The organism is Pseudomonas morbosilactucae (assembly GCF_023241715.1).
GTDB classification, from domain to species: Bacteria; Pseudomonadota; Gammaproteobacteria; order Pseudomonadales; family Pseudomonadaceae; genus Aquipseudomonas; species Aquipseudomonas morbosilactucae.
In genome coordinates this window covers 1-24,283 of record NZ_JALQCW010000002.1, presented here as the reverse complement: position 1 = coordinate 24,283, position 24,283 = coordinate 1, and the positions used below count along the sequence as shown (strand labels likewise).

Genomic DNA, 24,283 nt, shown 5'->3' with positions numbered 1-24,283 from the left:
TCCCAAAATCCACACCCCTCCCAAAACTGCCCCCACCGGCAGCGGATTAGCGGTGCTTGTCAGAAAAATCCGAGAGGAGTACAAATGTACTCCATGACGACTTTATCTCCCCGCCGCAGTGCCATCCTGACCTTTATCCGTGACCGCATCGCCGATCGCGGCCAGCCTCCGAGCCTGGCCGAAATCGCCGAAGCCTTTGGTTTTGCCTCGCGCAGCGTGGCGCGCAAGCATGTGCTGGCGCTGACCGAGGCCGGGTTTATCGAGGTCAACCCGAACCAGGCGCGGGGCATTCGCCTGCTCAATCAAGCGCCGCGCCCCGAGCTGCTGGACATCCCCGTGCTGGGCCGAGTGGCCGCCGGCGCGCCCATTGGCGTGGATGCCGAGGTGCATGGCCGCTTGTTGCTGGACCCGGGGATGTTCTCCTTGGCCCCGGATTACCTGCTGCGGGTCCAGGGCGATTCGATGATCGAGGACGGCATCCTCGACGGTGACCTGGTGGCCGTCCGCCGCAGCGCTGAACCGCGCAACGGGCAGATCGTCATCGCCCGGCTGGACGGTGAAGTGACCATCAAGCGCTTTCAGCGCCAGGGCCAGGCCATTCGCCTGCTGCCGCGCAACCCGGCCTATGCGCCAATCGAGGTCACGGTTGATCACGATCTGGCCATCGAAGGGGTGTTCTGCGGCCTGGTGAGGCCAGGCTGATGGGGGCCGTGGTCGCGCTGGATACGCTGTTCAATGCCGGCCGGGTGTGGAAGGGCCGGCCCGCTGCGCCGGCCCCCAGTCCTCAAGCCACTGGCCATGTAGCCCTGGATGCGGTGCTGCCCACGGGCGGCTGGCCGGAGGCGGCGCTGACGGAAATCCTTATCGCCGCTCAGGGCGTAGGCGAGTTGCAACTGCTGTGGCCGGCCCTGGCCCGATTGTCGGCGGCGGGGGAGCGAGTGGTGCTGGTGGCACCGCCTTATGTGCCCTATCCCCAAGCCTGGCAGAACGCTGGAGTGGATGTGCGTCAGCTGTCGATTATCCAGGCCAGTGAGCGCGATGCCCTGTGGGCCGCCGAGCAATGCCTGCGCTCGGGCAGTTGCGGCGCCGTGTTGTGCTGGCCGCAGCAGGCCGATGATCGCGCCCTGCGCCGTTTGCAGGTGGCGGCGGAAACCGGCCAGACCCTGGCCTTTGCCTACCGCCCGCAGGCAGAGGCGGTCAACCCGTCGCCGGCGGCCTTGCGCATTGCCGTGGATGCCCGGCCCGCACAATTGCGTGTACTCAAGTGCCGGGGCGGCCTGGCCCATGGCGCGCCCATCGCGTTCAGCCCCGGGCACTGAGGCGGTCATGCGTTGGGTGTGCATTCTATTTCCGCAGTTGGCCCTGGACGCCGCGCTGCGTCAGCGCGCCGAACCCGAGGCCCCCCTGGCTCTGCTCAGTGGCACCCCACAACGCCGGGTGCTGCAAGCGGTGAATACCGCTGCCCGGGAGCTGGGCCTGCGCCCCGGCCAGTCGTTGACGGCCGCCCAGGCCCTGGCCAAGGGCTTTGCCTGTGCCGAATACGACCCCGAGGAAATCCAGCGTTGGCAGCAGTTCCTGGCGGCCTGGGCCTATGGCTTCAGTTCCCAGGTCAGCGTGGCCTACCCGCGCACCCTGGTGCTGGAGATCGAGTCGAGCCTGGGCCTGTTCGGTCCCTGGCCGCAGCTGGAAGCGCGGCTGCGTCGCGAGCTGACGGAACTGGGCTTTCGCCACCGTATCGTCGCGGCGCCCAATCCATTGGCGGCCCGGGTCCTGGCCAATGCCTATGACGGCTTGGCCGTGGCGGATGATGAACAACTGGGCCAGGTCCTGGGTGCCATGCCCATCGAGCGCCTGGGCCTGGCCGCACAAACCGCCGAAGCCTTGTCGCGCATGGGCGTGCGCAGTTTCGCCCAGGTGCGCGGCTTGCCTCGCTCGAGCCTGGCCCGGCGTTTTGCCCCGACCTTGCTTCAGCACCTGGATCAACTCCTGGGCGAGCGCCCATTGGCCTTGGCCTTCTATCAACCGCCGGACCGTTTCGACCTGCGCATCGAGCTGAATTTCGATGTCTTGTCGCACCAGGCGCTGCTGTTTCCCTTGCGCCGTTTGACGGCGGACCTGGCGGCTTTTCTCTGCGGTCGCGACAGCGGGGTGCAGCGTTTCGAGCTGCATCTGGAGCACGCTGAATGCGCCGATACTCTGATCCCGGTGGGCCTGCTCAGCGCCGAGCGTGACCCGGCCATGCTCTTTGAACTGGCCCGCGGGCGCTGGAGCAGATCCAGGTGCCGGCGCCGGTGCGCAGCTTGCGCCTGCTGGCCGAGGACTTGCCGCGCTTTGTTCCTGAACACCGTCAACTGTTCGATGAGCGCCCCCAGCAATCCTTGCCCTGGGAGCAACTGCGCGAACGCCTGCGAGCGCGCCTGGGGGATGACGCGGTGCATGGCTTGCGAGCCCTGGCCGACCACCGACCGGAGTGCAGTTGGCAGGCCACCAGCGACCGTCAACCGGGGCCGGTCCTGCCGGGCCTGCGTCGCCCCGGCTGGTTGCTGCCCGAACCCTTGCCCCTGGCCGACAGCGCTGCACGGATTGTCATGGGCCCGGAGCGCATCGAGTCCGGCTGGTGGGACGGCGCCGATGTGCGCCGCGACTATTACCTGGTCGAAACCCAGGGCGGCCAGCAAGGCTGGGCCTATCGCCCGGTTGGTGGCGGCCCCTTGCTGTTGCAGGGCTGGTTCGCATGAGCGGCTACGCCGAGTTGCATTGCCTGTCGAACTTCAGTTTCCAGCGCGGCGCCTCCAGTGCCTTGGAGCTCTTCGAGCGGGCCCGGGCCGAGGGTTACCAGGCCCTGGCGATCACCGACGAGTGCACCCTGGCGGGAGTCGTACGCGCCTGGCAAGCGTCCGAGGCCTGTGGCGTGCCGCTGATCATCGGCAGTGAAATCCAGGTCGAGGACGGCCCGAAACTGGTGTTGCTGGTGGAAAGCCTGGAGGGCTATCAGGCCCTGTGTAGTTTGATTACCCAGGCCCGGCGTCGTGCGCAAAAGGGCCAGTACCGCCTGCTGCGGGACGACCTGCAAATACCCTTGCCGGGGCTGCTGGCGCTGTGGCTGCCCACGGCGGGGGATGAGCCGCACGCGCAGGAGCATGGCCGTTGGTTGCAGGGGATTTTCCGCGAGCGCCTGTGGCTGGCCGTGGAGCTGCATTGCGCGCAGGACGATGCCCGGCGCCTGGCGCGGTTGCTGGCCTTGGCCGAGCAACTGGGAATCGCCAGCGTGGCCAGTGGCGATGTGCACATGCACAGCCGGGGGTGCCGGGCTTTGCAAGACACCATGACCGCGATCCGTCATCACCTGCCGGTGGCGGAGGCCGGGCAGCGTCTGCACCCTAATGGCGAACGCCACCTGCGTAGCGTTGACACCCTGCGGGCCCTGTACCCGGCGGCCTTGTTGCAGGCCTCCCTGGACATCGCCCGGCGTTGCACTTTCAGCCTCGCTCAATTGCAGTATCAGTACCCCCGGGAGTTGGTGCCCGAGGGCCATGACGCGGCGTCCTGGCTGCGCCACCTGGCGACCCAGGGCTGTGCCTGGCGCTGGCCCCAGGGCGCACGGGCCGAAGTGCTGACGCAGATCGACAAAGAGCTGGAGATCATCGGCGAGCTGGGCTTCGAGAGTTATTTCCTCACCGTGCACGACATCGTGCGCTTCGCCCGCAGCCAGCACATTCTTTGCCAGGGCCGGGGTTCGGCGGCCAACTCGGTGGTGTGCTTCGTGCTGGGCATCACCGAGATTGACCCCGATCGCTCGACCTTGCTGTTCGAGCGCTTCCTGTCCCGGGAGCGCAACGAGCCGCCGGATATTGATGTGGATTTCGAGCATGAACGCCGGGAGGAGGTGCTGCAGTACGTGTTCCGTCGTTACGGCCGGGGGCGGGCGGCCTTGACCGCGGTGGTCAGCACTTACCACGGCGCCGGCGCGGTGCGGGACGTGGCCAAGGCCTTGGGCTTGCCGCCGGACCAGATCAACGCCCTGGCCGATTGTTGCGGCCACTGGAGCGACACGCCACCCAGTGCCGAGCGCTTGCAGGAAGCCGGTTTCGACCCCGACAACCCGCTGCTGCGCCGGGTGCTGGGCTTGACCGGGCAGTTGATCGGCTTTCCCCGGCACCTGTCCCAGCACCCCGGCGGCTTCGTGATTTCCGAAGAACCCCTGGACAGCCTGGTGCCGGTGGAAAACGCCGCCATGGCCGAGCGCACCATTATCCAGTGGGACAAGGACGACCTGGACCGGGTCGGCCTGCTCAAGGTGGATATCCTCGCCCTGGGCATGCTCAGCGCCATTCGCCGCTGCTTCGACCTGATCCACGGGTATCGTGGTCAACGCTACAGCCTCACCAGCATCCCTTCTGAGGACCCGGCCACCTACGAGATGATCAGCCGCGCCGACACCATCGGCGTGTTCCAGATCGAGTCCCGGGCGCAGATGTCCATGCTGCCGCGGCTCAGGCCCAAGACGTTCTACGACCTGGTGATCGAGGTGGCGATTGTCCGGCCCGGGCCGATCCAGGGCGGCATGGTCCATCCCTATCTGCGCCGGCGTAAAGGTGAGGAAAAGGTGACCTACCCTTCAGCAGAGTTGGAGGGGGTACTGGAGCGGACTCTGGGCGTGCCGCTGTTCCAGGAGCAGGTGATGCAGATCGCCATTGTCGCCGCCCGCTACACCCCCGGCGAGGCCGACCAGTTGCGCCGTTCCATGGCCGCCTGGAAACGCCACGGCGGCCTGGAGCCCCATCGCCTGCGCCTGCGCGATGGCATGCGCAGCAAAGGCTACAGCGACGAGTTCGCGGCGCAGATTTTCGAGCAGATCAAGGGTTTTGGCAGCTACGGTTTTCCCGAATCCCATGCCGCCAGTTTCGCCTTGCTGACCTACGCCAGTTGCTGGCTCAAGTGTCACGAACCGGCGGCCTTTGCCTGTGCCCTGATCAACAGCTGGCCCATGGGCTTCTACAGCCCGGACCAGATCCTCCAGGATGCGCGGCGGCATCACCTGGAAATCCGCCCGGTGGAGGTGGGCGCCAGTGATTGGGATTGCAGCCTGGAGCCGATCGCCGGGCAGCAGCCGGCCTTGCGCCTGGGCTTGCGCATGATCAAGGGCTTTCGAGAGGAGGATGGCCGGCGCCTGGAAGCTGCGCGCCGCGCCGGGGTCTTTGCCGACATCGCCGACCTTGGCCGGCGGGCCCAACTCGACAGCCGGGCCCAGGAACTGCTGGCCGATGCCGGTGCTTTGCGCGCCTTGGCGGGCAATCGTTATCAGGCACGCTGGGCGGTGGCCGGGGTGGAAACGCAATTGGGGTTGTTCGCCAGCGTGCCGCGTCAGGAAGAGGCCCCGGTGAACCTGCCCCGGCCAAGCCGGGGCGAAGACCTGCAAGCCGATTACCTGAGCCTGGGCACCACCCTCGGGCCCCATCCCCTGGCCCTGTTGCGGGCCCAGCTCAAGGCCCGGCGCTGCCGCAGTTCCCGGGAATTGCTGGAAGTGGCGCACGGGCGCCCGGTCAGCATTGCCGGCTTGGTCACCGGCCGCCAGCGCCCGGGCACCGCCAGTGGCGTGACCTTCGTCACCCTGGAAGACGAGTTCGGCAACGTCAACGTGGTGGTCTGGCGTGATCTGGCCGAGCGTCAGCGCCGCGTGCTGGTGGGCGCCCAGTTGCTGCAAGTGGACGGCACCCTGGAAACCGAGGGTGAAGTGCGCCACCTGATTGCCGGGCGACTCAAGGACCTGACCCCATTGTTAAGCGGGATTACGGTGCATAGCCGGGATTTTCGTTGAGTCGCAGCCCGGTTGGCGATGCTCGGCGGGGCTTATGGTAATAGGGGGTCGAGACTTGATTGCTGGGTTTTTTATGCTGTTCGGACACATGACGCTTAGGCATAATCGCCCACCAGTGACGTTCTGCGCGTCAGTTTTCAGATGTTCGCGCCACACCTTTTCAAGGTGCGCAGCCCCTGCAAACGGGTGCTGTGTGGCGGGATAAAATCAGCTTCATCGATGTTCAAGAGGGAATGCGGAATGAGAGTGATCTCGAAGGTTTTGCTGTCTGGCGTGGCCGTGGCGGTCTTGGCGAGCCTGGGCGGTTGCGCCACCGAAAGCTCGCGGGCACTGCCGGTGGAGAAGGTCGAAAGTGCCAGCCGTGCCTACAGTGGCGTACGGGTGCCGATGGCCGTGGGCAAATTCGATAACCGCTCCAGCTACATGCGCGGCATCTTTTCCGATGGTGTGGACCGTCTCGGCGGCCAGGCCAAGACCATCCTGATCACCCATCTGCAGCAGACCAACCGTTTCAACGTGCTGGATCGCGACAACATGGGCGAAATCCAGCAGGAAGCGGCAATCAAGGGGCAGGCGCAAAAGCTCAAGGGCGCCGACTTCGTGGTCACCGGTGATGTCACCGAGTTCGGCCGCAAGGAAACCGGCGACCGTCAACTGTTCGGTATTCTGGGGCGTGGCAAGACCCAGGTGGCTTACGCCAAGGTCAACCTGAATATCGTCAATATCAGCACTTCCGAGGTGGTCTATTCCACCCAGGGCGCCGGTGAGTACGCCTTGTCCAACCGTGAAGTCATCGGCTTCGGCGGGACCGCCTCCTATGACTCGACCCTCAACGGCAAGGTGCTTGACCTGGCCATGCGCGAGGCGATCAACCGCCTGGTGGAAGGGATCAACTCCGGCGCCTGGACCCCAGGCCGCTGATCAAGGTACTGACAAGGAATCGTTGACCCATGTACACAATCCTGATGTCGCGGCCCATGCCGGTTGCGTTACTGCTTGCCGGCGCGTTGCTGGCGGGCTGCAGTGGCCCCAAGACGCTCTATCAATGGGAAGACTACCAGCCCCAGGTGTATGAGTATTTCAAGGGTGAGGAAGCCAAGGAAGCCCAAGTCGAAGCTCTGGAGCGGGACCTGCAGAAGATCAAGTCTACGGGCAAGGCGGTGCCTCCGGGTTACCACGCGCACCTGGGCATGCTCTATTCCAGCCTGGGTAAGGACGATCAGATGGTGCAGCAGTTCAATACCGAAAAGGCCTTGTTCCCTGAGTCCGCGCCGTACATGAACTTCCTGCTCAAGAACGCCAAGACCGGAGGTGCCCAATGATCCAGGGTGTTTTTCGCAACCTGCTCGGGGTACTGGCCTTGGTATCGCTGACCGCCTGTGTCGCCCCCAAGAGCGTGGACTATTCGGCTTATAAGCAGGCTCGACCGAAGTCGATCCTGGTGCTTCCGCCGCTCAACGAGTCGCCGGACGTCAAGGCCTCCTACAGCCTGCTGTCCCAAGTCACCTTTCCTTTGGCTGAAGCCGGTTACTACGTGATGCCCATCGCCCTGGTGGATGAGACGTTCCGCAGCAATGGCCTGACCACTCCGGCGGATATTCATGAGGTAAGCCCGGCCAAGCTCAATGAAATCTTTGGCGCGGACGCCGGCCTATACATCACGGTCAAGGAGTACGGCACCAGCTACATGCTGATCACCAGCGAAACCGTGGTCACGGCCAGTGCCCGCCTGGTTGACCTGAAGTCCGGTACCACGCTGTGGACCGGCAGCGCCCGGGCGTCCAGCGAAGAGGGCGGCAATAACGGTGGAGGCGGCCTGGTGGGCATGCTGATCACGGCGGCGGTCAAGCAGATCATCAACAGTGCCACCGACGCCGGGCACCCGATCGCCGGGATCACCAGCCAGCGACTGCTGTCCGCCGGGCAACGGACCGGCCTGCTTTACGGGCCCCGTTCGCCCAAGTACGGCACCGACTGAATCAAGGGGGCGGGCAACCCGCTCTTTCCGGGCGCCACTTGTGGGTGCGCGCCTGGAACATTCGTGGTCGTCTTGCGAAAAGGTGAAACCATCTTTAGGGGCCATACTCAAAGGCTCAGGGTGTCGCGCCACGTTGTCTGAACATCCTCCCTGTTATGTTCTGCATAGAGTTCGCCAATGCCGTTCTTATCTGATGACTACGGATGCCAAGGCTGGAAAGGCGAGATGGCCGAGCGCATTCGCCGTTTCGACTGGTCCATCACTGACCTCGGGCCGTTGCAGGACTGGAGCTTGAGCCTGCGCAGCACCGTGCAGTTCATGCTCGGTTCACCCGTGCCCCAGGTGATGCTCTGGGGGCACTTGGGCTACATGATCTACAACGATGCCTACGCGGTGTTTGCCGGCGGTCGCCACCCCTTCCTTTTGGGTTGCCCGGTGGAGCTTGGGTGGCCGGAAGTGGCCGAGTTCAACCGTGACATCGTCGACACCTGCCTGGCCGGGGGGACCCTGTCCTTTCGCAATAAAGACCTGACACTGCTGCGCAACGGGGTGCCGGAAACGGTCTGGCTGGACCTTTACTACAGCCCGGTGGCGGACGACAGCCAGGCACCGGCCGGGGTCTTGGCGATTGTTGTGGAGACCACCGAGCATGTGATTTCCGAGCAGCGGCGCCAGGCCGCCGAGCACGCTTATCGGGCCGAGAACGAGCGGGTGCAACTGGCCTTGAATGCCGGTGCGCTGCTGGGTTCTTTTGTCTGGGACTTGCAGGCCAATCGGCTGTCGGGCGATGAGCGTTTTGCCCGCACCTTCGCCTATCCCCTGGAACAGCCCCTGGATGACTTGCCCATGGCCAATGCCGAGGCGCGCATTCACCCAGACGACGTGCCCAGGGTGCGCGAACGGGTTGATGAAAGCCTGGCCCGGGGCGTGCCCTACAACGCCGAGTACCGGGTGCGGGGCGCCGACGAGTGCTACCGCTGGGTCATGGCCTGTGGCCGTTGTGAGTTCGACAGCGCGGGCCAGGCCTTGCGCTTCCCGGGTGTATTGATTGATATCCACGAGCGACGCATCGCCGAAGAAGCCCTGCGGCAGTTGACCCGTGACCTGGAGCAGCGGGTGCTGGATGAGGTCGATGCGCGCCTGGAGGCAGAAGAGCAACTGCGTCAGGCGCAGAAGCTGGAAGCCATCGGCGGCCTGACCGGCGGCGTGGCCCATGACTTCAACAACCTGCTGCAAGTCATCGCCGGCAACCTGCACCTGCTGGCCCGCCACGAACCGGAGAACGCCAATGTGCAGCGCCGCACCCGTGCGGCCCTGGCGGCCGTCGAGCGCGGTGCCACCCTGTCGGCACAACTGCTTGCCTTTGCCCGGCGCCAGCCGTTGTCGCCGGCGGTCTACAACCCGCGGCACCTGTATGCCGGGCTCGGGGAACTGTTGCAGCGGGCCCTGGGCGAGACCATTCAGATCGAGGTGCACCTGCCCGACGACCCCTGGTGCATTCATGTCGACCGTCATCAACTGGAAAACGCCGTGCTCAACCTGGCCATCAATGCCCGGGACGCGATGCAGGGCGAGGGCACCATCGCCATCGCCGCGCAGAATGTGACGCTGGAGCGGGAGTTCTGCGTGGGCAAGGACATTGGCGCGGGGGAGTACCTGCGGCTGTCGGTCAGCGACTGCGGCGGCGGCATGCCCCCCGAAGTGCTGCGCCAGGCGTTTGAACCATTCTTCACCACCAAGACCGATGGCCAGGGCACCGGGCTGGGCTTGAGCATGGTGTTCGGTTTCGTCAAACAGAGCGGCGGCCACATCGAGATGCTCAGCACCCCGGGGCAGGGCACCACGGTGCAGCTGTATTTCCCCCGCAGCCGTGAACAGGCCAGCGCCGAGGAGGCACTGCCGATGCTGGATGTGGGCGGCGCCGGCGAGCGCATCCTGGTGGTGGAGGACAATGAGGCGGTACGCAGCGCTGCCGTGGAGTTGTTGCAGCATGCCGGCTACCAGGTGCTGACCGCGGCCAATGGCGACCAGGCCATGCAGGTGCTGCTGAACGGCGCCCAGGTGGATTTGATTTTCACCGATGTGGTGATGCCCGGGCTGATCAAGAGCCGCGACCTGGCGTCCTGGGCCAAGACCCAGACGCCGGCGATTGCCGTGCTGTTCACTTCGGGGCATACCCGTGACCTGATATCCCGTAATCATCAACTCAGCCCCGACACGCACCTGCTGAGCAAACCCTATGGCCCCGACGCGCTGCTGGGAATGGTGCGCGGGGTGTTGGCATCGGTGGGCAGTGCGCCGCCGTCTGTGTGATGATCCGGGGCCCCGGGCCCTGCGCCTTTCCTGATTTTTGCTACAAGGTCGATTCATGACGTCTTCGCGTTCCGTTCCACCGGCCGCCGCGCTGCCGGCCAACAGCACTGGTTTCGTCAAGGTTCGCGGGGCCCGTGAGCACAACCTGAAAAACGTCGATGTGGACATTCCCCGGGATGCGCTGGTGGTGTTCACTGGGGTATCCGGCTCTGGTAAATCGTCCCTGGCGTTTTCCACCTTGTACGCCGAGGCTCAGCGCCGCTATTTCGAATCCGTGGCGCCTTACGCGCGCCGCCTGATCGATCAGGTCGGGGTGCCGGACGTGGACGCCATCGACGGCCTGCCACCAGCCGTGGCCTTGCAACAGCAGCGGGGCACGCCGAGCACCCGCTCCTCGGTGGGCAGCGTCACCACCTTGTCCAGCCTGATCCGCATGCTGTATTCCCGGGCCGGCAGTTACCCGCCGGGGCAGCCGATGCTCTATGCCGAGGACTTCTCTCCCAACACGCCCCAGGGCGCCTGCCCCGAGTGCCATGGCCTGGGCCGGGTGTATGAGGTGAACGAGGCGTCCATGGTGCCGGATCCGTCGCTGACCATCCGCCAGCGCGCCGTGGCCTCCTGGCCCCTGGCCTGGCAGGGGCAGAACCTGCGGGACATTCTCGTGACCCTGGGTTATGACGTGGACATTCCCTGGCGCGACCTGCCGAAAAAACAGCGTGACTGGATTCTCTTCACCGAAGAAACCCCCACCGTGCCGGTGTACGCCGGCCTGACCCCCGAGCAGACCCGCGAGGCCCTCAAACGTCAGGCGGAGCCCAGCTACATGGGCACCTTCAGCGGTGCCCGGCGGTATGTGCTGCACACCTTCACCCACACCCAGAGCGCGCTGATGAAGAAGCGCGTGTCGCGCTTTATGCTCGGCAGCCCGTGCCCGTTGTGCGCGGGCAAGCGCCTCAAGCGCGAGGCGCTGTCGGTGACCTTTGCCGGGCTGGACATCGGCGAGCTGGCGCAGATGCCCTTGCTGCAATTGGCCGAGGTGCTCAAGCCGGTGGCGGCCCAGGCTTACCTGGAGCAGGCCGAGGAGGGCGGTGCGGTGTTGAGCCACCAACAGACCCGCGAGGCGCGCCAGCAACGGGTGGCCAAGGGCGCGCCCGGCCACGGCGGCGCACCGGATGTGCGGCACACGCCGAACCTGTCCCTGGAAAAACGCCTGGCCGCCCAGCGCATCGCCCAGGACTTGCTGGAGCGGGTCGGCACCTTGATCGATTTGGGCCTGGGTTACCTGGCCCTGGAGCGCAGCACCCCGACCCTGTCGTCCGGGGAGTTGCAGCGCCTGCGCCTGGCGACCCAGTTGGGCTCGCAGTTGTTTGGCGTCATCTATGTGCTGGACGAGCCTTCGGCGGGTTTGCATCCGGCAGATGCCGAGGCGCTGTTCGAAGCCTTGCAACGGCTCAAGGCGGCGGGCAATTCGTTGTTTGTGGTGGAGCACGATGTGCAGACCATGCGTCGCGCCGATTGGCTGATCGACGTTGGCCCGGCCGCCGGCGAGCACGGCGGCGTGTGCTTTACAGCGGTCCACCAGCGGGCCTGGCCCAGGTGCCGGAGTCCCAGACTCGCGCCTACCTGTTCGCTGAACAGGCCCCGGCCCGGCGTGCACCGCGTCAGGCCCAGGGCTGGTTGCGCCTGGAGGGCATCCGCCGCAACAACCTGGATAACCTCAGCGCCGAATTCCCCCTGGGCTGCTTTACCGCAGTGACCGGGGTGTCCGGTTCGGGCAAGTCGAGCCTGGTCAGCCAGGCCCTGCTGGAACTGGTGGGGGCCCATTTGGGCAAGGGGGCGGGCCGCGACGAGCCGGAAGCATTGAATCTGGAAGATGACGCACCGGCCCTCAGCGACGGACGGGTGACGGCGGGGCTGGAGCAGATCAAGCGCCTGGTCCAGGTCGATCAGAAACCCATTGGCCGCACGCCGCGTTCCAACCTGGCGACCTACACCGGGCTGTTCGACCTGGTGCGCAAACTGTTCGCCGCCACCCCCGAGGCCCGGACCCTGGGTTATGACGCCGGGCAGTTTTCCTTCAACGTCGCCAAGGGCCGCTGCCCGGCGTGCGAAGGCGAGGGCTTTGTCAGTGTCGAGTTGTTGTTTATGCCCAGCGTCTATGCGCCGTGCCCCACCTGCCACGGGGCGCGCTACAGCCCGCAGACCCTGGCGGTGACCTGGCAAGGGTTGAGCATTGCCCAGGTGTTGCACCTGACTGTGGACCAGGCCGTTACGGTGTTTGCCGAACAACCGGGGATCCGCCGTTCCCTGGAGGTGCTACGCGACATCGGCCTGGGCTACTTGCGCCTGGGTCAGCCGGCCACCGAACTGTCCGGCGGCGAGGCGCAGCGCATCAAGCTGGCCACCGAACTGCAGCGCACGGCTCGGGGCGCGACCCTGTATGTGTTGGATGAGCCCACCACTGGCCTGCACCCGCGGGATGTCGATCGCCTGCTGGAACAACTGGACCTGCTGGTCCAGGCCGGCCACAGCGTGGTGGTGGTCGAGCACGAAATGCGCGTGGTGGCCCAGGCAGACTGGGTCATGGACGTTGGCCCTGGAGCCGGTGACCAGGGCGGCACCCTGGTGGCGTGTGGCACCCCGCAACAGGTGGCGGCGCACCCCGGCAGCCGCACGGCACCTTTTCTGGCCCAGGCCCTGGGTTGGGGCTGACCTCGGCTGACCCAAGGCGACCAACGGTCGCGCCGAATGGCATTGGTCGTCGACAGACCCGCTTCGCCAAGGCCATGCTGACAACTGGCAGGTACGCTGCGGCGGGCTTGCCACCGATCAACCAACGGAGGTGTTCCATGCCGGTGACCCACGATCTGTATCAGGATCTGAGCTGCAGCAAAGAAGACATTCAACAGCGTCGGGCCAATGATCCACACCTGAATGCGCTGTTCGACAAATACTCCAGCATCGACGACGAGGTACTCAAAGCCGAGGCCGCCGCCGCTGCTGATGACGATCTGAAGAAGCTCAAGGAGAAACGTTTGCTGATCAAGGACGAGATCTTCCAGAAAATCACCGCCCACTCCTGACCCCGGTCGAACTCACGGCGGGGAGCTCGCGTCTGGCGCGGCTTCCCGCCCCGTCTTGCTGAAATCCCCTGCCTAAAATGCCTCCCTTGCAACGCACCCTCTACAACGCCCCGCCGTGCAAGGCCTGGCTCAATGGCAAGCGCGCCATATGGCGGGCCTTCAGTGACCCCAGGTACAGACCGTCGGCGTATTCGCGCACTGTGGTGATGGGCGAGTAGTTGCCGCTGCTGGCGTCCTGCAGGTTGGCGATCACCTGGCCCTGCAGATCCAGGCCGATGACAAAACCGCGTTTCTCCACGGGCTTGGGCAGCACCGTCATCGCTCGCACCAGCATTTTGCGCACCCAGGGGTACTCGGCCGTGCCGTCCAGTAGAGGGTTGCGCGGCGCATACAGGGCCACCCAGAAACGGTTGTGCCCATTGAAGCTGAGGTTGTCCGGGAGGCCTGGCAGGTTGTCGATAAACAGATCGTGGCTGCCCGCCTTGGGCCCGCTGAGCCAGTAACGGCTGATGCGATAGGCGCCGGTTTCATTGACCAGTACATAGGCCTCATCCGGCCCCAGGGTGACGCCGTTGGCGAACTCCAGGCGGTCCAGCAACTGCTCGGTCTTGCCGCTCTGGAAGTCATAGCGCAACAGGCGTCCGTCGCCGCCGTGCTCGATCACCGCTTCGCGATCGTGGCCGTAGCCCCAGCGGCTGCTGGCGTCGCTGAAATAGGCATAGCGCCCGGCGGCGTCCACCGCCACGTCATCGGTGAAGCCGAACTTCAGGCCATTGGCCTCGGTGCTCAGGGTGTTCAATTGGCCCTTGCTGTCCAGGGCCAGCAGGCCCTTGATGGCATCGGCGATGATCAGCCGCCCATCCGGGTGTCGGGCCAGGCCCAGGGGGCGGCCGCCAGTGTTGGCCAGCACCTTGAGGGTGGTGCCGTCGAGGCTGGTCTGGATCACCCGGCCATCGTGCAGGCCGGTGATCAGTTGGTTGCCCTCCAGCAGCAGGGCTTCCGGGCCGTCGATAGCGTCCGCGCCGACCCGTTCCACGGCCTTGAGTGTTTGGTTTTCGGCATACGGGCCGCTGCTCAGGGACGGCGCTGGTTGCGGCGTCCAGGCCACCGGTTGGACCTGGGTCGGTGCCAATAACAAAAAGGCGCCGATGGCCACGATCAGTAGCAACACCAGGCGGTGAACCTTGAAGCGGCGGGGAGCGACGCGGGTCATGGCGGGTCCTGTAGTGGGGGTGTTGTTTTTGTTGTGGGGCCGCCCCGGGCTTATGGGGTTTTCAACATCACATAGGCTTCACCGCCGCGGCGGTCGTGCATCAGGATAAAGGTCTGTTGATCAAGGGTGATTTTCACCGGCACCTGCGTGCCCAGCGGAGTGCTGGAGAACTTGCCGGCGCTGCTCAAGAATTGCAGGGTCAGCGAGCTGTCGTTCTGGCTGGGGGTGGTGATCGCGCATTCCTTGTTGGCCTGAATCTGCACGCCCAGGGTCTGGTCCTGGTTCATGCCCATCTTGGCGAAACCGGCGTCGGTGATTTGAGTGATGCCGTGGGCTCTCGCCGCGGTTTCGGCACCGGCAAAGGTTGGTGCCGACTTCAGGCAGATATCGCGAAAGGCCAGGATCCCGGCGGACGTGATGGTGGGTTCAGGGTTGATTTCCCGGGTCACACTGGAACAGGCGCTGAGCAGGGCCAGGGCGCAGACAAGAGTGGCAACCGATGCGGAGCGGGGCAGCGTCATCATGATAAATCCTTGGCAACAGGCCGACTGTGTAGCAGCGTAGGCACGACCACGCCCCAGATCAATCTTTTGTATTGCCCGTCCCCCTGTCGGAACTGGCTTGCCTGCGATGGCGCCCTGAAGATGTGTACAAGGCTCAAGGGACCTATCGCCGGCAAGCCGACTCCTACAATGGTATTTATTTGCAGGGCAGGGCACTTTCTGATGACGGAAAAAACGCCAGTGAGCATTCTCGATACCCGCGAAGGCCAGCGCTTGCAGGGGGCTGACGCCGAGCACTGGCGCCAGTGGGGGCCGTACCTGAGTGAGCGGCAGTGGGGCACGGTGCGCGAGGACTACAGCGCCGACGGTGATGCCTGGAAATACCTCCCTCACGACCACGCCCGCAGCCGCGCCTATCGCTGGGGCGAGGACGGCCTGGCGGGGTTTTCCGACAAGGCCCAGCACTGGTGCCTGGGCCTTGGCTTGTGGAATGAGCGTGACCCCATTCTCAAGGAGCGCCTGTTCGGCCTGGACAACGCCGAAGGCAACCACGGCGAGGACGTCAAGGAACTGTATTTCTACCTCGACGGGGTGCCCAGCCATGCCTATATGCGCATGCTCTACAAGTACCCGCAGGCGGCCTTTCCCTACGCCGATCTGGTGGTGGAAAACGCCCGGCGCGGCCTCGACGACAGCGAGTACGAGATCCTCGATACCGGGGTCTTCGAAGACAATCGCTACTTCGATGTGACGGTGGAATACGCCAAGCACACGGCCGATGACCTCTTTATGCGGGTGACCGTGCACAACCGTTTCCACCAGCCGGCACGTTTGCGGGTGCTGCCTCAGGTCTGGGCGCGCAACCGTTGGCGTTGGGGTGGCGATGCGCAACGGCCAAGCCTGCGCCTGGAGGGCGATACGGTGCTGGCACGGCATGCGCAGCTGCCCGATCGGCAGATCACCGCCTGGGGCGCGGAGCCTTGCCAATGGTTGTTCTGCAATAACGAAACCAATGCCCCCAAGCTCGATGGGCTGTCCTCGCCGGGTCCGTTCAAGGACGGCATCAACGATTACCTGGTGGACGGGCAGGCCACGGCGGTGGCCTTCGATGGCGGCACCCGGGCCGCAGCGCATTTTGCCCTGGAGTTGGAGGGCGGCGAGAGCCAGAGTCTGTTCCTGCGCTTTGCCCCAGCGGGCAGTGAGCAGGTCAATGCTCGCCGCCTGTTCGAACAGCGCCGGCGCGAGGCCGATGAGTTTTATGCCGCCTTGCAACAGGGCATTCCGGATGCCGATGCGCGTAATGTGCAGCGCCAGGCCCTGGCCGGGCTGCTGTGGTCCAAGCAGCTGTACTACTTCGACGTCAACCAGTGGCTCGACGGCGACCCCGGGCAGCCGGCGCCGCCGATGGGACGCGAGCACCTGCGCAATAGCCATTGGCGGCATTTGTCCAACAGCGACATCGTTTCCATGCCCGATACCTGGGAATACCCCTGGTACGCCTCCTGGGATCTGGGCTTCCAGGCGGTGGCCTTTGCCCTGATCGATCCGGGGTTCGCCAAGCAGCAGTTGCTGCTGTTGGTGAAAGACCGTTTCATGCACCCCAACGGCCAGCTGCCGGCCTACGAATGGCGTTTCGACGATGCCAATCCGCCGGTGCATGCCTGGGCCAGCTGGCGGGTCTATCAGCAAGACAAGGCCCTGACCGGCCAGGGCGACCTGGATTTTCTCGAGCGTATCTTTCACAAGTTGCTGCTGAATTTTTCCTGGTGGGTCAATCGCAAGGACGCCGAGGGCCGCAACCTGTTTCAGGGCGGCTTTCTTGGTCTGGACAATATCGCTCTGTTTGATCGTTCCGCCGCGTTGCCGGAAGGCTTCGCCCTGGATCAGGCCGACGGGACGGCCTGGGTCGCGGCCTATGCTCTGGACCTGATGCGTATCGCCTTGGAGCTGGCCAAGCGCAATGGCGTGTACGTGGACATCGCGGTGAAGTTCTTTGAGCACTTCCTCTATATCGCCGGGGCGATCAATCGGGTGGATGAAAGCGCCGAGGGCCTGTGGGACGAGCAGGACCAGTTTTTCTACGACGTGTTGCACCGGCCCGACGGCCAGAACGAACCGTTGCGCCTGCGCTCCATCGTCGGCCTGATGCCGCTGTTCGCGGTGCAGGTGCTGGAGCAGCACGAGCATGAAAACCTGCCGGGGTTGGCCCAGCGTCTGCTGGGCTTTTTGCATCACCGTCCGGACTTGGCGAGCCTGGTGTCGCGCTGGTACGAGCCGGGCAAGGGCAATCGCATGCTCCTGGCGTTGCTACGGGGCGAGCGCACCAAGGACCTGCTCAAGCGCATGCTCGATGAAAGCGAGTTTCTCTCGGAATTCGGCATCCGCTCCCTGTCCAAGGCCTTTGAGCAGCCGTTTGCCATGCAGGTCGATGGCCGGCAGCTCTGTGCTCGTTATGTGCCAGCGGAATCCGATTCGCGGCTGTACGGCGGCAACTCCAACTGGCGTGGACCGCTGTGGATGCCGATCAACTACTTGCTGATCGAATCCCTGCGGGAGTTTCATCGCTATTACGACGTCAACTTCTCAGTGGAGTACCCGCGGGGCTCCGGGTATCTGGCGTCGTTGGAGGAGGTGGCCGACAGCTTGAGCCAGCGCCTGACGCGGCTGTTCTTGCTGGACGAGGACGGGCGCAGGCCGTCCATGAGTGGCTACCCGCAATTGCAGGTCGATGCCGAGGACCGCGAGCTGGTGTTGTTCCATGAGTACTTCCATGGCGAAACCGGGCGCGGTCTGGGGGCTAGCCACCAGACTGGCTGGACGGCGCTGGTGGCGTTGCTGTTGCAGGCTTAGCTGCAGCAATAGGGAAGGGCGCGCAGCGGGGTTCAGTTCCCTTGCTGCACCTTAAGTTTTTTCGAGACATCCGATATTGCCCAATTCAGCGTGGCGATAGGAACCGTGATCGCCTTGCCATCGGCGTAGAGCGCACAGAAGGATGTCGAGCACTGCATGATCCGGTAAGTGCCCTTATGCCCATCCGGGTCATTGACGGTCACCTGGGGTGAGTCTTTGAAGCCGTTTTTCAGATCCTCGGCCGCCGAGTCTTTGCCGATTAGTACAAAGGGGGTGATGGTGATCATCAAGATAAAGGAGATGAAAAACATCGCCACAAACAGGCCGTAGCTGGGGATGAAGATGTACAGCGCACATTTGCCGATCTCCTTGAAGAAGGATGGGGCGGGAACGGTGGCCTGCGGTTGCTTGGCGGACTGCTTCTTGTCAGTGAGTTTTTTGTTGAACAAGGCGATCAGATAGTTGAGGCCGCCGAACACCAGAATGCTCAGTGCGCAGACGATTACGGCCCATAGCCAGTGCTGCCCAATGAACTCCATTCCTCCTTTCAAACCGTTGGTCATGGCGTGATACCAGGCCAGAACTGCGTTGACGAAAGTGGTGGAGGTGTCCATGGGAAACATCGAGGTTTCCAGCTGAAAGTAGCCGAGGTAACCATCGTGGTAGGCCTTGCCGTTCAAATAGAAGAACGGAGTGGTGATTGCCAGAATCACTGAGCCGATCATGCCCCAGGCAATCGGGCTTTTACCGGTTTTTTCCTGGGCTTCTTCTGTGTTCTTAACCTTGGCGTTCATAGTCTTTCCTTAGATTTTTCCAATGGTGTCTTCAACTCTGCGATCCACGCGAGGGGAAATCGTGGCAGCTGTTTTCTTTCTTGCTATCAAACAAGCGTGGGTGAAACTGGGGGGCACAGCACGGGCTGCGTCGCCTATCAGCAATACCAATGAGGCACATGCTTGGAAAATCCGGCGAAGTCTTCCCAGACTTTTTGCGTGCGTTGCAGAGTGGCGTGGATTTCCTGCTCGCCGAAGGACATGGCCCAGAGCACGCTGAAGAAGGTGTCGAACGCGACGTAGAACGCTATGCGGGTGAGGAAGGCCGGGTCGGGCTTGCCTGCGCAGTAGCCGTCGACCTGGCCGCGGGCGAAGTCGCTGCTGAGGTTGCAGGAAAACAGCGCCAGCCTGTTGAAGTCACGCGCGGGGTCTCCGAAACGGCAGCGGTTGAAGTCGATGATCGACAATTGGTCATCGGCGCCCACGATCATGTTGTTCAGGTGATAGTCACCGTGGAGAAACACCAGCGGCGTGTCTGCCAGCAGATGAAAGTGCTGTTCGAGAAACTGCAGGAAGTCTTGCTCATGGGCCACCTTGTAGTCACAGCCCTGATACTGTTCGAGCTTTTTACGGTAGAGGGTACGCATCTGCTGTTCGGCGTTTTCAGTTCCGCCAGGCGCGGCAACGCTGTGGATCTGCTTGAGTATTCGACCGGCTTGCAGGCCAAGCTCATAACAGGCTGCGGCGGGCTGCTCGGCCACCCATTGCGCGCCATCCTTGCCTTCGATCCACGACAACAGCGAATAAACCTGGCGTCCTGAATCAAAAAGGCCGAAGGCCAAGGGCTGGGACATGGCGATGCCCTTGGCCGCCAGATACTGGGTCCACTGGAACTCGTCGCGTTTGTTGACGTACTGAGAGGCGTCGCTGGTGCGCAAGAGCAGGTGTTGGTCTTGTTCGTCGACGATGTGAAAGATCCGATCGCTGGACCAGCCAAGGGTTTGTGCTTCGATGCTGCGCCACGTGGCATGGCCTGGAATGTCGTGCATGCTCGCCTCCTTGCAGACAGCTGCCGCCCCGGGGGGCGGCAACAAAGGGCGGCGATACTACGTGGCCTGGCGGTACTTTGAAAGCATGCCGCTCAGGCGGTGAATCAGCCCACCAGGGCGATGTCCTGGGTTTTGGCCCAGCCTTCGATCAGCCGTTCAGGGGTGCAACAGGCCTTGCGCTTGTAGACGAAATGGCGGCACTTCTCGGCGAAGCCCTTGCGGTTCTGCACCATGTCCATGTGCATTTCTTCCAGCTCGGCGTTGCGGCAGTGCTGCATCAACTGCGGGTCGGCTTCCAGCTTGCGCTGGCGCAGGTCCTGGTAGCGCGGCTCGTTGAGCACACCGTTGGCCCGCTGCAGCAGCCACAGGCCGAACTCGTCCGGGCAGCGTGGGCCGATTTCCTGGACCATGCCCATCTGCAAGGCCTGGAGCGCACTGATGGGCAGGCAGGCTTCGGTCAGTTGCCGGGCCAGCGGCTGGCCAACGGCGCGGGGCAGGCTGTAGGTCCAGTATTCAGAGCCGTACAGGCCCATGCTCTTGTAGTGAGGGTTGTAGACGGTGTCGGCACGGGCCAGGACCACATCGACGGCCAGGGCCAGCATCAGGCCGCCCGCGCCGGCATTGCCGGTCAGGCCGCTGACGACCAACTGGCGCGCGGTGAGCAGTTCCAGGCAGACGTCGTCGATGGCCTGGATATTGGCCCAGGCTTCAAGACCCGGCTCGGGAGCCGCCTGGATCACATTCAGGTGCACGCCGTTGCTGAAAGCACCACGACCGCCGCGCACCAGCAGGACCTGGGTGTCTCGGGCCTTGGCCCAACGCAGGGCATTGACCAGGCGCTGGCATTGCTCGGTGCTCATGGCGCCGTTGTAGAACTCGAAGGTCAGCTCGCCGACCTTGCCGGATTCGCGGTAACGGATTGGCTGGTAGGCTTCGGTGCTGAAGGGGGTGCTGGCCACCGACCAGTCCAGCACTGGCACCTCGGCCAGGCGTTCGCCGAGTACATGGCGGGCCGGGCGTTTGAAGGTGTCTTCGCCGGGCTGGGGTTTGAGGCGCAGGGCGCCGATCCACAGGCTGTGATCGCCGCAGGCCACCAGCACTGCATCATCGTGCACCGCCAGCAATTGCCCGGGCATGCCGCTGCGGGAATCCAGGTGGGCGTCGTACAGGTAGTACTGGCCGCCGGCGAGGCTGGCCAGGACGCCCGGCTGGCCGTCGGCGGCGTCGATGCTGCGTTTGATGAATTGAGCGCTGTCGTGCCAACTGAAGGTGCGGTCGCACTGTTTCATGTTCGGTTGCAGGCGGCCGAGCACCGAGGGGTTATCGTAGTCCAGGGGGACAGGGCTGAAGCCGTTGCGGAATTTTTCCACCACATCGCGGATGCAGTGGATGGCGGCGTCGCTGACCAGGCCGTTGTACAGCTCGGACTTGCGCAGCCCGTTGGGCAGGTTGAATTCATGGGTCGACCAGATCGGCCCTGCGTCCATTTCTTCGACGGCCTGCAGGGCGGTCACGCCCCAGCGTTTGAGTTCCTTGCTGATGGCCCAGTCCAGGGCACTGGCGCCACGGTCCCCGACGATGCCTGGGTGGATGATCACCACCGGACGCTTGGGGTGGCGCCACAGTTGCTGGGGCACGCGGTCCTTGAGGAAGGGGCAGATCACCAGGTCTGCCTCGGCGTCTTCGATCTGCCGGCAAACGTCGTCTTCCCTGGTGAACAGCACCACGCTGGGACGGTGCCCGGCCTGGCGCAGGTCGAGCCAGGCCCGTTGGGTCAGGCCGTTAAAGGCGGTGGACAGCAGGATGATCTTCAGTGATCGCATAAACAGACTCTTCCGTGAGTGAAACGGTGCGGCAAAGGGCCCCGGCTGAAGCCGTCCCTGGCCGCGATGGAGGCGCAAGAGTAGAGGGGGGCTGATGGGCGAAAGCTGACCGAGATCAATCAAGCGTGCCGCCTGAAGGCTGAGCCGCCGAGTGGTATTGATCCAGGGCAAAGTGGCGGGCTAGACGCGTTGGGTGGCCCTGAAACGACGAATCCCGCCTCAGGGGCGGGATTCGTGTACAGCCGGACTTTGCAGGGTCTTAGGCTGGGAACAGCTCGCTCAATTTCATGGCCAGCATCATGTCGCCTTCGGCGCGCAGCTTGCCGCCCATAAAGGCTTGCATGCCGTCGGTTTCGCCGCTGACGATGCCTTCCAGGGTTTCACCGTCCATCACCAGGGTCACCTGAGCGTCCGGGTTTTCGCCTTCCTGCAGCTCGCAGGTGCTGTCCTTGACGATCAGCGAGAAGTGCTTGGAGTCATCGATACGGAAACCGAAAACCAGATCCAGGCCGGCAGCGGCAGCTGGGTTGAACTTGGCTTTCATGGCTTGTACGGCATCAGCTACGGAGGTCATGGTTCGATCCTTTTATGGGGTGGTTACAGCCAGGGGCACAGTAAGCCGGACTCAGCGGAAAGTGATGAGTTCGGGGGCCTTCAACAGTTGCAGGTGGGCATGACTGTTGAAGGAAGCCAGGGACACCTCGCGTCCGCGGAATTTCAGCTGGTTGAGCGAGGTGTTGACGATTTGCCAGTTGAGCTCGAAGGCCTGGGCCGCCGGGATCCGAGTAATCAGGTGGAGCAGGGCGGTGATGGTGCCGCCCGAGGTGAACACGGCGATTTTCTGCCGGTTGTCGGCTTCAGCCAGAATCCGTTGCAAGCCGCCCTGGACCCGCTCGACAAACCCCAGCCAGCTTTCCAGCCCGGGGGGATCGTAGGTGCCGGCCAGCCAGCGTTCGATAATCAGGGCGAAGATGCGCTGGAACTCGGCGCGGTTCTGCGCGGCGTTGCGCAGGGTCTCCAGGGCTTGGGGTTCTTCAGGCAGCAGGTCGGGCAGCAGGGCACGGATGATGGCGTCGGCGTCGAACTCGTTGAACGCCGAGTCGATTTCCAGGGCCGGGGTGTTCAGGCCTGCGGCGCTCATCTGTTCCAGCGCCGTATTGGCCGTGTGCTGCTGACGGCGCAGGTCACCGGAAAGGCAACGATCGAAGCTCAGCCCAAGGGCGGCCAGGTGATCGCCGAGGACCGCTGCCTGGCGCACGCCGGTGGCTGACAGCACGTCGTAGTCGTCTGCACCGAAAGAGGCCTGGCCATGTCGAATCAAGTAGATGCTGCCCACGTCCGCGTCGTCCCGGTACGTTGAAAGTTTTGCGAGGTTATGAGGATGCCGGTGAGCTGTCAATGAAAAAACATACGCTTGTTTGAAAAGCTTATTGGAGCGTGGTTACAGGAGGTTTCGCGGCTGGTCGGCGATCGGTCTCGCCGGTATGCTGGGGCCCATTCCGCCGCTCGTTGGCAGTGGTGCATGTCGTTAAGGAGTCCCTGTGGAGTTTCTCTCGGAGTACGCCAGTTTTCTGGCTAAAACCGTCACCCTGGTCATCGCTATTTTGGTGGTTCTGGTCACCGCTGCCTCGCTGCGTGGCAAAGGCCGGCGCAAAGGCGCCGGGCAGTTGCACGTGAGCAAGCTCAATGATTTCTACAAGGGCCTGCGCGAGCGCCTGGAGCAGAGCCTGTTGGACAAGGATCAGCTCAAGGCCTTGCGCAAATCCGAAAGCAAGGCCGAGAAGAAAAGCAAAAAACAGCCTGAGGACAAGCCTCGGGTGTTCGTGCTGGACTTCAACGGTGACATCAAGGCCTCGGCCACCGAAGGCCTGCGCCATGAAATCACCGCCTTGCTGACCCTGGCCACGCCCAAGGACGAAGTGGTGCTGCGCCTCGAAAGTGGCGGTGGCATGGTTCATAGCTATGGCCTGGCGTCCTCGCAACTGGCACGTATCCGCCAGGCGGGTGTGCCGTTGACGGTGTGCATTGACAAGGTGGCGGCCAGCGGCGGCTACATGATGGCCTGCATCGGCGAGAAAATTATCAGCGCTCCGTTCGCCATCCTCGGCTCCATTGGTGTGGTGGCGCAGTTGCCCAACGTCAATCGACTGTTGAAGAAGCACGACATCGACTTTGAAGTGCTGACCGCTGGCGAGTACAAGCGCACCCTGACGGTGTTTGGCGAAAACACGAGAAGGGCCGGGAAAAATTCCAGGAAGACCTGGACATCACCCATCAGTTGTTCAAGAACTTCGTCTCCCGCTATCGCCCGCAACTGGCCATTGATGAAGTGGCCACCGGTGAAGTCTGGCTGGGTGTCGCGGCCCTGGATAAACAGCTGGTGGACGAGCTGCAGACCAGTGACGAATACCTGGCTGAGCGGGCCAAGAGCGCGGAGTTGTTCCACCTCAACTACGCCGAGCGCAAGAGCTTGCAGGAGCGAGTAGGGCTGGCCGCCAGTGGTTCGATCGATCGCGTACTGCTGACCTGGTGGAGCCGCCTGACCCAGCAACGCTTCTGGTAACCCATTTGCAGACGCCGGCTTGCATAGGAGCCGGCTTTTGCAGGAGCTGGCTTGCCAGCGATAGGGTCCTCAAGCCCAACACCAGTCTTGGAATCGCCATCGCCGGCAAGCCGGGCTCCTACAGATGTGCGTTGCCCCACGTTATTGGTAGGAGCCGGCTTTTGTAGGAGCTGGCTTGCCAGCGATAAGGCCCTGAAATCCGCCAGGGTCGCCGCGCTCTTGGACATCCCGGTGATGGTGTAGACCAGGTTGCCGTTGACGGAATAGGTCGAACCGGTGGCCGTGCCGGAGACGCTGTCGTTGGCGCCAAAGGTGAA

The 24,283-nt window shown here is 63.7% G+C and carries 17 protein-coding genes and 3 pseudogenes; 12 read left to right on the top strand and 8 right to left on the bottom strand.

The window, feature by feature from the left end; genetic code table 11:
- Window positions 1–84: 84 nt before the first annotated feature.
- From lexA to M1B34_RS00185, 10 genes and pseudogenes are all read left to right on the top strand, one after another.
- Window positions 85–702, top strand: a complete 618-nt coding sequence (gene lexA / locus M1B34_RS00230; RefSeq protein WP_268264111.1) for a transcriptional repressor LexA — start codon at window positions 85–87, stop codon at window positions 700–702.
- A complete protein-coding gene (gene imuA, locus M1B34_RS00225; protein ID WP_268264110.1) occupies window positions 702–1,319 on the top strand; it encodes a translesion DNA synthesis-associated protein ImuA in 618 nt (205 codons plus the stop codon). Before lexA ends, imuA begins: the two co-directional genes overlap by 1 nt.
- Window positions 1,320–1,326: 7 nt before the next feature.
- Window positions 1,327–2,738, top strand: a pseudogene (locus M1B34_RS00220) (Y-family DNA polymerase).
- Complete coding sequence (locus M1B34_RS00215; RefSeq protein ID WP_268264109.1) at window positions 2,735–5,818, top strand: error-prone DNA polymerase; 3,084 nt, start codon at window positions 2,735–2,737, stop codon at window positions 5,816–5,818. Before M1B34_RS00220 ends, M1B34_RS00215 begins: the two are co-directional and overlap by 4 nt.
- Window positions 5,819–6,058: 240 nt before the next feature.
- The gene (locus M1B34_RS00210) at window positions 6,059–6,739 is read left to right on the top strand and encodes a CsgG/HfaB family protein (protein WP_268264108.1); all 681 of its coding nucleotides are present in this window, start codon (window positions 6,059–6,061) and stop codon (window positions 6,737–6,739) included.
- 29 nt (window positions 6,740–6,768) lie between these two features.
- The gene (locus tag M1B34_RS00205; RefSeq protein ID WP_425273476.1) at window positions 6,769–7,140 is read left to right on the top strand and encodes a DUF4810 domain-containing protein; all 372 of its coding nucleotides are present in this window, start codon (window positions 6,769–6,771) and stop codon (window positions 7,138–7,140) included.
- A complete protein-coding gene (locus M1B34_RS00200) occupies window positions 7,137–7,796 on the top strand; it encodes a DUF799 domain-containing protein (RefSeq protein ID WP_268264107.1) in 660 nt (219 codons plus the stop codon). The genes M1B34_RS00205 and M1B34_RS00200 overlap by 4 nt, the downstream gene beginning before the upstream one ends.
- Window positions 7,797–7,973: 177 nt before the next feature.
- Entirely contained in the window at window positions 7,974–10,109 is a 2,136-nt protein-coding gene (locus M1B34_RS00195; RefSeq protein ID WP_268264106.1) for an ATP-binding protein, read from the top strand.
- Between the two features lie 55 nt (window positions 10,110–10,164).
- A pseudogene (locus tag M1B34_RS00190) lies at window positions 10,165–12,821 on the top strand (excinuclease ABC subunit UvrA).
- Between the two features lie 137 nt (window positions 12,822–12,958).
- A complete protein-coding gene (locus tag M1B34_RS00185) occupies window positions 12,959–13,192 on the top strand; it encodes a DUF465 domain-containing protein (protein ID WP_123335966.1) in 234 nt (77 codons plus the stop codon).
- Between the two features lie 100 nt (window positions 13,193–13,292).
- On the opposite strand, the gene M1B34_RS00180 is transcribed toward M1B34_RS00185, so the two are convergent.
- A complete protein-coding gene (locus tag M1B34_RS00180) occupies window positions 13,293–14,405 on the bottom strand; it encodes an SMP-30/gluconolactonase/LRE family protein (RefSeq protein ID WP_268264105.1) in 1,113 nt (370 codons plus the stop codon).
- 50 nt (window positions 14,406–14,455) lie between these two features.
- A complete protein-coding gene (locus M1B34_RS00175; RefSeq protein WP_268264104.1) occupies window positions 14,456–14,929 on the bottom strand; it encodes a hypothetical protein in 474 nt (157 codons plus the stop codon).
- A gap of 201 nt (window positions 14,930–15,130) precedes the next feature.
- Here M1B34_RS00175 and M1B34_RS00170 point away from each other — a divergent pair, with 201 nt between their 5' ends.
- A complete protein-coding gene (locus M1B34_RS00170; protein WP_268264103.1) occupies window positions 15,131–17,758 on the top strand; it encodes an MGH1-like glycoside hydrolase domain-containing protein in 2,628 nt (875 codons plus the stop codon).
- A 32-nt stretch (window positions 17,759–17,790) separates the two neighbouring features.
- On the opposite strand, the gene M1B34_RS00165 is transcribed toward M1B34_RS00170, so the two are convergent.
- The 5 genes from M1B34_RS00165 to M1B34_RS00145 all read right to left on the bottom strand — a co-directional run bounded on the left by M1B34_RS00165 (window position 17,791) and on the right by M1B34_RS00145 (window position 22,739).
- Entirely contained in the window at window positions 17,791–18,552 is a 762-nt protein-coding gene (locus M1B34_RS00165; protein WP_268264102.1) for a hypothetical protein, read from the bottom strand.
- A gap of 137 nt (window positions 18,553–18,689) precedes the next feature.
- Entirely contained in the window at window positions 18,690–19,580 is an 891-nt protein-coding gene (locus tag M1B34_RS00160) for an aminoglycoside phosphotransferase family protein (protein ID WP_268264101.1), read from the bottom strand.
- 104 nt (window positions 19,581–19,684) lie between these two features.
- Entirely contained in the window at window positions 19,685–21,403 is a 1,719-nt protein-coding gene (locus M1B34_RS00155) for a hydrogenase maturation protein (protein ID WP_268264100.1), read from the bottom strand.
- A 259-nt stretch (window positions 21,404–21,662) separates the two neighbouring features.
- Entirely contained in the window at window positions 21,663–21,977 is a 315-nt protein-coding gene (locus M1B34_RS00150; protein ID WP_123335978.1) for an SCP2 sterol-binding domain-containing protein, read from the bottom strand.
- Window positions 21,978–22,028: 51 nt separating this feature from the next.
- A complete protein-coding gene (locus tag M1B34_RS00145) occupies window positions 22,029–22,739 on the bottom strand; it encodes a histidine phosphatase family protein (RefSeq protein WP_268264099.1) in 711 nt (236 codons plus the stop codon).
- Between the two features lie 205 nt (window positions 22,740–22,944).
- Here M1B34_RS00145 and sohB point away from each other — a divergent pair.
- Window positions 22,945–23,966, top strand: a pseudogene (sohB, locus tag M1B34_RS00140) (protease SohB).
- Here the strand turns inward: sohB and M1B34_RS00135 are convergent.
- On the bottom strand, window positions 23,855–24,283 hold a 429-nt coding region (locus M1B34_RS00135; RefSeq protein ID WP_268264171.1), incomplete at its 5' end, for a hypothetical protein. The pseudogene sohB and the gene M1B34_RS00135 sit on opposite strands and share 112 nt — an antisense overlap.

Coding starts and splice junctions, on each gene's coding strand:
- M1B34_RS00195 (WP_268264106.1), top strand. CDS start 7,974: ATGCCGTTCTTATCTGATGACTACGGATGCCAAGGCTGGAAAGGCGAG.
- M1B34_RS00150 (WP_123335978.1), bottom strand. CDS start 21,977: ATGACCTCCGTAGCTGATGCCGTACAAGCCATGAAAGCCAAGTTCAAC.
- M1B34_RS00180 (WP_268264105.1), bottom strand. CDS start 14,405: ATGACCCGCGTCGCTCCCCGCCGCTTCAAGGTTCACCGCCTGGTGTTG.
- lexA (WP_268264111.1), top strand. CDS start 85: ATGTACTCCATGACGACTTTATCTCCCCGCCGCAGTGCCATCCTGACC.
- M1B34_RS00185 (WP_123335966.1), top strand. CDS start 12,959: ATGCCGGTGACCCACGATCTGTATCAGGATCTGAGCTGCAGCAAAGAA.
- M1B34_RS00205 (WP_425273476.1), top strand. CDS start 6,769: ATGTACACAATCCTGATGTCGCGGCCCATGCCGGTTGCGTTACTGCTT.
- M1B34_RS00215 (WP_268264109.1), top strand. CDS start 2,735: ATGAGCGGCTACGCCGAGTTGCATTGCCTGTCGAACTTCAGTTTCCAG.
- M1B34_RS00175 (WP_268264104.1), bottom strand. CDS start 14,929: ATGATGACGCTGCCCCGCTCCGCATCGGTTGCCACTCTTGTCTGCGCC.
- imuA (WP_268264110.1), top strand. CDS start 702: ATGGGGGCCGTGGTCGCGCTGGATACGCTGTTCAATGCCGGCCGGGTG.
- M1B34_RS00155 (WP_268264100.1), bottom strand. CDS start 21,403: ATGCGATCACTGAAGATCATCCTGCTGTCCACCGCCTTTAACGGCCTG.
- M1B34_RS00160 (WP_268264101.1), bottom strand. CDS start 19,580: ATGCACGACATTCCAGGCCATGCCACGTGGCGCAGCATCGAAGCACAA.
- M1B34_RS00210 (WP_268264108.1), top strand. CDS start 6,059: ATGAGAGTGATCTCGAAGGTTTTGCTGTCTGGCGTGGCCGTGGCGGTC.
- M1B34_RS00200 (WP_268264107.1), top strand. CDS start 7,137: ATGATCCAGGGTGTTTTTCGCAACCTGCTCGGGGTACTGGCCTTGGTA.
- M1B34_RS00165 (WP_268264102.1), bottom strand. CDS start 18,552: ATGAACGCCAAGGTTAAGAACACAGAAGAAGCCCAGGAAAAAACCGGT.
- M1B34_RS00170 (WP_268264103.1), top strand. CDS start 15,131: ATGACGGAAAAAACGCCAGTGAGCATTCTCGATACCCGCGAAGGCCAG.